Origin of the sequence: Virgibacillus senegalensis (assembly GCF_000821245.2) — a bacterium.
Classification (GTDB): domain Bacteria; phylum Bacillota; class Bacilli; order Bacillales; family Amphibacillaceae; genus Sediminibacillus; species Sediminibacillus senegalensis.
On record NZ_LN611425.1, the window covers coordinates 622,952 to 629,894 of the forward strand.

Below are 6,943 nucleotides of genomic sequence, written 5' to 3' on the forward strand. Positions count from 1 at the left end.
CAACTAATAGAAGAGGTGCTTACATGACAGTTATCGGATCGGTCGGGACAAGCCTGCCGAAATTCACCTTGAAACAAGAGGAAATCAAAACGTTGATAGAAAAAATATTTCCTCGGCCGGAAAGAGAATTGAAGCGGCTGCTCCCTGTATTTGAGCATGCAGCCGTTGAACAACGGCAATTTGTTGTGCCAAAATCGTGGTTCACTGAACCGCATTCCTTCGTGGAACGTAACGATATCTATCAAAAAGAAGCATTGCAACATAGCATTTCTGCGATTGACGCCTGCCTGCAAAATGAAGATTTCCTAATCAAGGCTATTCCTCACGAAGCTATCGATTCGATTATTTTCGTTTCAAGTACTGGTATATCTACCCCGTCTGTAGATGCCTACATTATCAATCAAAGGGATTTTCGAGAAGACGTGCGGCGCATTCCCTTATGGGGATTGGGATGTGCGGGAGGTGCCAGTGGTCTAGCCCGTGCTCATGAGTGGCTGACGGCTAATCCTACAAAAACTTCCCTTGTGGTAAGCGTAGAGTTATGCAGTCTGACATTTCAAAAAGAAGATGATCGTAAGAGTAATTTCATTGGCACTGCCTTGTTCGGGGACGGGATAGCTGCCGCCTTGTTAATCGGTGATGAATCCCCGTATCAAGCATATCGTAAGAAAGCGGGGCCAAGGATAACCAAAGTTGACTCCAAAACAAAAAAAGCCTCTTTAGATGTGATGGGGTGGGAAATAGGAAATCATGGATTTGAAGTAATTTTTGCCAAGAGCATTCCCCAGTTGGTCGAAACATTCTGGAAGGAACATGTACAATTATTTTTAAAAGAGCAAAATAGCAAGAAAAACGATTACGCCTTTTTTATTGCACACCCAGGAGGTAAAAAAGTACTGCAATCCATAGAGAGTGTATTGCAAATAACACAATCGAAACTTCAACATTCCTATGAAGTGTTAAAGCGGCATGGAAATATGTCATCGGCAACCGTTCTTTATATCCTGCAAAAATGGATGCAGGAAGACATCACTCCCGGTGAAAGAAGTTTACTGTCTGCTTTAGGTCCGGGTTTCAGCTCTGAATTGCTGGAATTGGAGTGGTCTTCGTGAACGTATGGATGTGGATATTGTTTACGTTTTTGATTTTACAGCGCCTGATCGAACTGTTGATTGCACGCGGTAACGAAAATTGGATGAAACAGCAGGGGGCAATTGAGGCAGGCTCTGGACATTACAAATGGTTTGTCATCATCCACACGTTATTTTTTGCAAGTTTATGGGGAGAAGCGCAACTGAAAGCAATGGAAGAATTGAAGCTGAACGTGTTTTTATTCATCCTGTTCATTCTTACACAACTACTACGCATATGGTGCATTGCTTCTTTAGGGAGATTTTGGAATACAAAAATTATCATCCTTCCGGGGGCCGAGCTAGTTAAGAGAGGCCCTTATCGGTTTATAAAACATCCCAATTACCTGGTGGTACTTTTTGAACTCACAATCATACCGTTGCTGTTCCATACCTATATAACGGCAGTGGTGTTTCCTCTTCTTCATTTGATGTTGTTGCGGATCCGGATTCCTGAGGAAGAGAGAGCCCTGGAAACATTGGAGAAGCCTCAGTATTAGACATCCGAACGAATGTTCTGTATAATAAAAATCACTTAAAAATGTTAAACTGGATGAGTGATTTTCAGGGAGCAATGTTAGCAGGAGTGATAGAAATGGCCAAGGAGTTAGAGAAAAGTCATCCACTCGGATACTTTATCGAGGACCTTTGGACGCAAGGCTTCAAATTGTCAGATAAAGACATCCATTTTATTTATTTAGGTAAAAACACAACCAATGCCCCCGACTGGATGACAATTAAAGCGTTGAAAGTAACATTACAGTTCCAGCTTCATTTTGATGGCAGTTTCTTTTTGAGCGTTTTGGAACTTTTGGCAGGTGAACAGGTAAAGAACAACGCCCAGGCAGATAGGCTGCTTCGGCAAAAAGGGTTTTCTGTGAACAAAAAAGCTATCCAGCTTAATTAAGCTGAATAGCTTGGCGTGCGAGATTATCCGCATGCTGATTTTGCTTTTCGGGAATCCATTTAATAAAAAAGTGTTGGAACGCTTCTGAATGCAACCTAATTTCGTGTAAAAAAGGCAGGAATTTTTGATTTTTTGTAAAGTCTTTTTCTACAACGTCCACCACAAGTTTTGAATCGGATCGGAAGGAAAGGATTTCATCGGGGAAGTTTTCCCGGCAAATTTCCAATCCCTTAATGACTGCCTGAAATTCTGCTTCATGGTTTGACATGGAACCGAGCGGAAACCGGTATTCAAATATTTTCTTTTTTGCCTTTATATAGATACCTGCACCGCTCAAGCCTGGGTCCCCACTGGAAGCTCCATCGGTATATACTTCAATCAAAAGTTTCCCTCCTTTCTGGGAATCAAGAGGCGCTGTAAAGTCTTAATGGCTCTGGCGCCTCTTTTCTTTGTTTTAGGCTTCTTTTAATGATCGATCAAGGGTATACCTACCCGTCCTACTAGGATTATTCCACCACTGCGCAGAATGCTATTCCGGATTCTTCCCTACACGATCGAGATGCATTCGTTTCGCCCAATATAGGAACGGTGTATCAATCGCAGCGACAATGAATTTGATGATATACGTAGTAAAAAAGATTTCCATCCATACACTGAACGGATATTCCCCAAAAAAGGCGATTCCGCAAAAGACGGCACTATCCAGCAGCTGACTAATCATGGTACTGCCGTTATTGCGCAGCCAAAGGTATTTAGTCCCTGGGAAAATACGTTTCAATTGTGCGTAAATCCACACATCGAAATACTGACTGATAATATATGCTGCTAAACTGCCAGCAGCAATCTTGGGTGCCAAACCAAAGAAGGTTTCCATCGCCGCTTGAGCAATGTCTTCGGTACCGGGCTTAAATAGCAAAGCAGCCTGCATCATGACCGTCATGGCTATCAATGTGAAAAAACCCATCCAAACAGCTTTCTTTGCCTCTTTTTTTCCGTATTTTTCGTTTATAATATCGGTAGCAAGATAGGCCGTTCCATAAATGATATTGCCTAGAGTCGCGGTAAGGCCGAACAGCTCAATTGTTTTGACGACCTGAATATTGGCCACCACCGTAGACATCCCAATCCAGACAAATAAACCAGATTTACCAAAAATGCGATAAACCACCATTAACATGGAAAAGTTTAGGAAGGCAAAAACAAGCCAAAGCAATTCGTTTTGCATTTTACATCCTCCTTAGTTTTGGTAACGCGGGAGATTGCGAACCGCGTGCGTGTCAGCAACAAGGCTATATTATACTGGGATGGAACCAATTATGCAATCAGCACTAGCGGTAGGGAAGAAGGAAAATCCTTTAAACGAAAATTGTATACAAACTCAACCCCCTTATTCCCCCTATTAAAAAAACGGCGATCGCCAGGATCACCGTTGGAATAATTTCAATTTATTTTTTTGTTACATTTGCAGCTTGAGGTCCTCGTTCACCTTCGACAACTTCGAAAGTAACTTCTTGGCCTTCCTCTAATGTTTTGAATCCTTCTTCCTGGATGGCAGAGTAATGTACGAATACATCATTTCCATCCTCTAACTGGATAAAACCATAGCCTTTTTCTGCATTGAACCATTTTACTACACCATTTTGCATGTAAATAATCCTCCTAAAAACCTTCACGTCAAACGTGGAAATTTTACAAAAAGATGGAAACCAACCAACAGGGTACTGCCGGTTTGAAGCAGGCAGAGTTTGTTGGAAAACGTTCACACCTTGTTTGCTTGAACCAAATATAGCGCATTTTTCATGCCTAGTCAAGAAGATCAAGCATGGAAACACTGATTTGTCAAGGTACAATTTTTCGACATTTATTTCCTTCTTCACAGAAACTAAGCTAATAAATTGCAGTAGAAAATAAAAAAGATATGTACTACCATGAAAGTAATATAAAAACGGAGGGAGAAAGAATGACGATCAACATAGGTGTTACCGGATGGGGTGACCATGATTCCCTTTACCCGGATAAGATAAATCCTCGAGACAAGCTCGGTGTATATGGCTCTCATTTCCCGGTGGTGGAAGTGGATACTGCTTTTTATGCGATTCAGCCGCAGCGGAATTATCAAAAATGGGTAAGGGATACACCGGATGGATTTTCTTTTGTAATAAAAGCATATCAACGAATGACCGGTCATGACAAACAGCCGTTAAGTATTCAGGAAGCGAAGGAATTATTTAAGGCATATCGGGAATCAATCGAGCCGGTTGTAGAGGCTGGGAAACTAAATGCTATCCTTTTTCAATTTCCTCCTTGGTTTGATGTTAGCAAAGAACATATTGCCAAACTCCGAAAAATAAAAGAGCTCCTGCCCGATTTGCCTTTGGCTCTAGAATTTAGAAATCAATCGTGGTTTGATAAGAAATATCGAGAGAGCACATTGGAATTCATGCGGGATCAGGGATGGATCCATACCATTTGTGATGAACCCCAGGCAGGAGAAGGATCGGTTCCCACGGTACTGGAAGCCACTCATCCTGAAAAAACACTGATCCGTTTTCACGGAAGAAACGTTCATGGTTGGAATCGTAACGGGAGAAGCGATTGGCGTGCGGTACGATTCTTGTATCGATATAACGAGCAAGAACTCACAGAATGGAAACGTCACATCGAGCATCTTTCCGCCGAAACAAAGGAAATCACCTTACTCTTTAACAACAACTCAGGCGGAGATGCCGCTGATAACGCCAAAAAGATGATTGAATTATTGGGTATCACATACGAGCATTTAAACCCACGGCAACTCGATTTTTTTAATTTTTAATGGAAAGGCGTGGCAATGTGAAGATAGTACATATGAAGCAAATCGAAAGTTATGTTTATCAAAAGTTTTATGAGGAAGGGACCGGCCATGATTATTATCATATGAAAAGGGTTGCTTCTATGGCGCGTCATCTTGCCAGCCTGGAAAGAGCAGATATGCTGGTTGCCGAAGCTGCCGGATGGCTGCACGACATAGCTGACCGGAAGCTGACTAATGATCCTGAAGCAGCCAATCAAGAACTCGTGCAGTTTTTGAAAGGGATAGGGGTGGAGAAAACCGATCGCATGGCAATTGACATGGCAATTGCCGATGTCTCTTATCAACAAGGTCATAAAAAACCGAAATCCTTGGAGGGCCAAATTGTACAGGATGCGGACAGACTGGATGCTATAGGGGCGATAGGAATAGCCCGGGCATTCGCTTTTGGCGGTGCCCGGAACCGACTGATTCACGAAGAAGACAATCCGCATACAACGATTCAGCATTTTTACGATAAATTATTACGGTTAAAGGATTTGATGAATACCGCTTCTGCAGCTGCGATTGCGGGGGAACGTCATCACTTTATGGAAGCTTATTTGCGGCAATTTTATCAGGAATGGCAAGTTGAAGCAGATTCAACGGCAGATTTATCATAAACGAATGTGTGTCTGTATATTGCCGACAGCACTTAAGGCTGTATAGTTAATCGCTTGGCACCAAGATAGCGTGGACTCCAATAAGGGTTTTCCATTTCACTGATTTCGACTCCCCGGGATTCACCTGCATGAAGAAATTTTCCATCGCCTACGTATATTCCCATGTGCGACGGTCCTTGTTTGTATGTTTGAAAAAATACGAAGTCGCCTAAAGAGGGAGAATCGACGGGTTTACTGATATTCCATAACTCACTAACTGTTCTCGGGAGCTTCATTCCATGTGACTGATAAATGTATTGGATAAGACCGCTGCAATCAAAACCTTCCGGCGATGTTCCACCCCAGGAATATGGGGAACCGACTAATTGTTTCGCTGTCTGAATTACTGCTGATGGATCGACAGCTTGCGACACCTTTTCGACTGGTTTGGGGGCGCTTTCTTGTTTGTCAATTGTGCTCGTTGCAGCGTGTGCCGTTTGTTCCGGTTCCGGCTTGACATGTTCTGGCATCTTCTCTTCCACTTCAGGCTGATCCGATTCTGCTGCGAAAAAGGCTTCAATCGTTACCTCGTCGATTTGCTTCGTAGGCGTCACTCCGTTATCTTCCTGAAACGCAAGCAGTGCCTGGGCTGTTACCGGACCATAAATTCCATCTACTTCTGCTTCATAGTAACCAAAGTAGTGGAGGGCCTGTTGAATTTTTTCAATGTCGTCTCCGGTTTCACCTGGATAAAGGGAAGGTTCAATTTCCCTTAAAGGAGCCAATTGCTCGTTTCTTTCTTCGACTATCAACTTTTCTACTGTTTTTTTGTCAGCACGTCCGGATACCATGAGATCGTGCTCTTTTTGGAATTTTTTAAGCGCATATTCCGTATAAATTCCGAAATCCCCATCGATTGGATGGGAAAAAAACGACAAATTCGTTAATTTATGCTGTAATATCTTCACGGATTGATTGTGCTGGCCGTAAGAGAGGGTTTTTGATTCCTTTATTAGTTGATTATTTTCCATAACAGGATATGCGCCCGCATAAAAAGCAAATGGCTGGGTCAGCACAAAGCCATATGACACTGAATGCTTGATGACATGTTGGACACTCAAATCAGTAAGCATGTCAAAACCCCTTTCCGATTTGTGCTCTTAACAAGATGTATGTAGAATGGACGGGAATATGATTGTAATTCGTAATCGAAATACAATTGTAATATGGTAAGATAGAGATACCACTTATTATGCAAGCATGTATGGCGGAGAAGGATTATCCTGTGCTCTAGAATGAAGCATTCAATCCGATTGATAAAACCAACGGCTATTATCTTGTTGTTTTTATTTATACCATTTATCGACATTACCAGGCCTTTTCACGGAATAACCCTCAACAAAGCAATCGGTAGTGATTGGTCGGGACGGATGAAGCAATTGGACAACTATGATTTGCTTGATGAAATTGTTGT

General features: G+C 42.3%; 9 protein-coding genes. 5 read left to right on the plus strand and 4 right to left on the minus strand.

The features are described from left to right. The first annotated feature begins 23 nt into the window (after nucleotides 1–23). The 3 genes from BN1067_RS13935 to BN1067_RS13945 all read left to right on the plus strand — a co-directional run bounded on the left by BN1067_RS13935 (nucleotide 24) and on the right by BN1067_RS13945 (nucleotide 2,037). A complete protein-coding gene (locus BN1067_RS13935; RefSeq protein WP_053219456.1) occupies nucleotides 24–1,112 on the plus strand; it encodes a type III polyketide synthase in 1,089 nt (362 codons plus the stop codon). Next, on the plus strand, nucleotides 1,109–1,630 hold the full coding sequence (locus tag BN1067_RS13940; protein WP_053219457.1) for an isoprenylcysteine carboxyl methyltransferase family protein: 522 nt from the start codon (nucleotides 1,109–1,111) through the stop codon (nucleotides 1,628–1,630). Before BN1067_RS13935 ends, BN1067_RS13940 begins: the two co-directional genes overlap by 4 nt. Nucleotides 1,631–1,725: 95 nt before the next feature. Next, the gene (locus BN1067_RS13945; protein WP_053219458.1) at nucleotides 1,726–2,037 is read left to right on the plus strand and encodes a DUF6123 family protein; all 312 of its coding nucleotides are present in this window, start codon (nucleotides 1,726–1,728) and stop codon (nucleotides 2,035–2,037) included. Here the strand turns inward: BN1067_RS13945 and BN1067_RS13950 are convergent. The 3 genes from BN1067_RS13950 to BN1067_RS13960 form a co-directional block, all read right to left on the minus strand. Then, complete coding sequence (locus tag BN1067_RS13950) at nucleotides 2,030–2,419, minus strand: reverse transcriptase-like protein (RefSeq protein WP_053219459.1); 390 nt, start codon at nucleotides 2,417–2,419, stop codon at nucleotides 2,030–2,032. The two genes, BN1067_RS13945 and BN1067_RS13950, sit on opposite strands and share 8 nt — an antisense overlap. 147 nt (nucleotides 2,420–2,566) lie before the next feature. After that, nucleotides 2,567–3,262 (minus strand): queuosine precursor transporter, encoded by a 696-nt coding sequence (locus BN1067_RS13955; protein ID WP_053219460.1) that lies wholly within the window; start codon nucleotides 3,260–3,262, stop codon nucleotides 2,567–2,569. Between the two features lie 220 nt (nucleotides 3,263–3,482). Then, the gene (locus BN1067_RS13960) at nucleotides 3,483–3,683 is read right to left on the minus strand and encodes a cold-shock protein (RefSeq protein ID WP_053219461.1); all 201 of its coding nucleotides are present in this window, start codon (nucleotides 3,681–3,683) and stop codon (nucleotides 3,483–3,485) included. 314 nt (nucleotides 3,684–3,997) lie between these two features. Here BN1067_RS13960 and BN1067_RS13965 point away from each other — a divergent pair, with 314 nt between their 5' ends. Together BN1067_RS13965 and BN1067_RS13970 are read left to right on the plus strand one after the other, a co-directional pair. Continuing rightward, the gene (locus BN1067_RS13965; RefSeq protein ID WP_053219462.1) at nucleotides 3,998–4,852 is read left to right on the plus strand and encodes a DUF72 domain-containing protein; all 855 of its coding nucleotides are present in this window, start codon (nucleotides 3,998–4,000) and stop codon (nucleotides 4,850–4,852) included. Nucleotides 4,853–4,869: 17 nt separating this feature from the next. Continuing rightward, entirely contained in the window at nucleotides 4,870–5,490 is a 621-nt protein-coding gene (locus BN1067_RS13970) for an HD domain-containing protein (protein WP_234400701.1), read from the plus strand. 32 nt (nucleotides 5,491–5,522) lie between these two features. Here BN1067_RS13970 and BN1067_RS13975 read toward each other — a convergent pair whose 3' ends face one another. Beyond that, nucleotides 5,523–6,602, minus strand: a complete 1,080-nt coding sequence (locus tag BN1067_RS13975) for a C40 family peptidase (protein ID WP_053219464.1) — start codon at nucleotides 6,600–6,602, stop codon at nucleotides 5,523–5,525. Nucleotides 6,603–6,943: the final 341 nt, after the last annotated feature.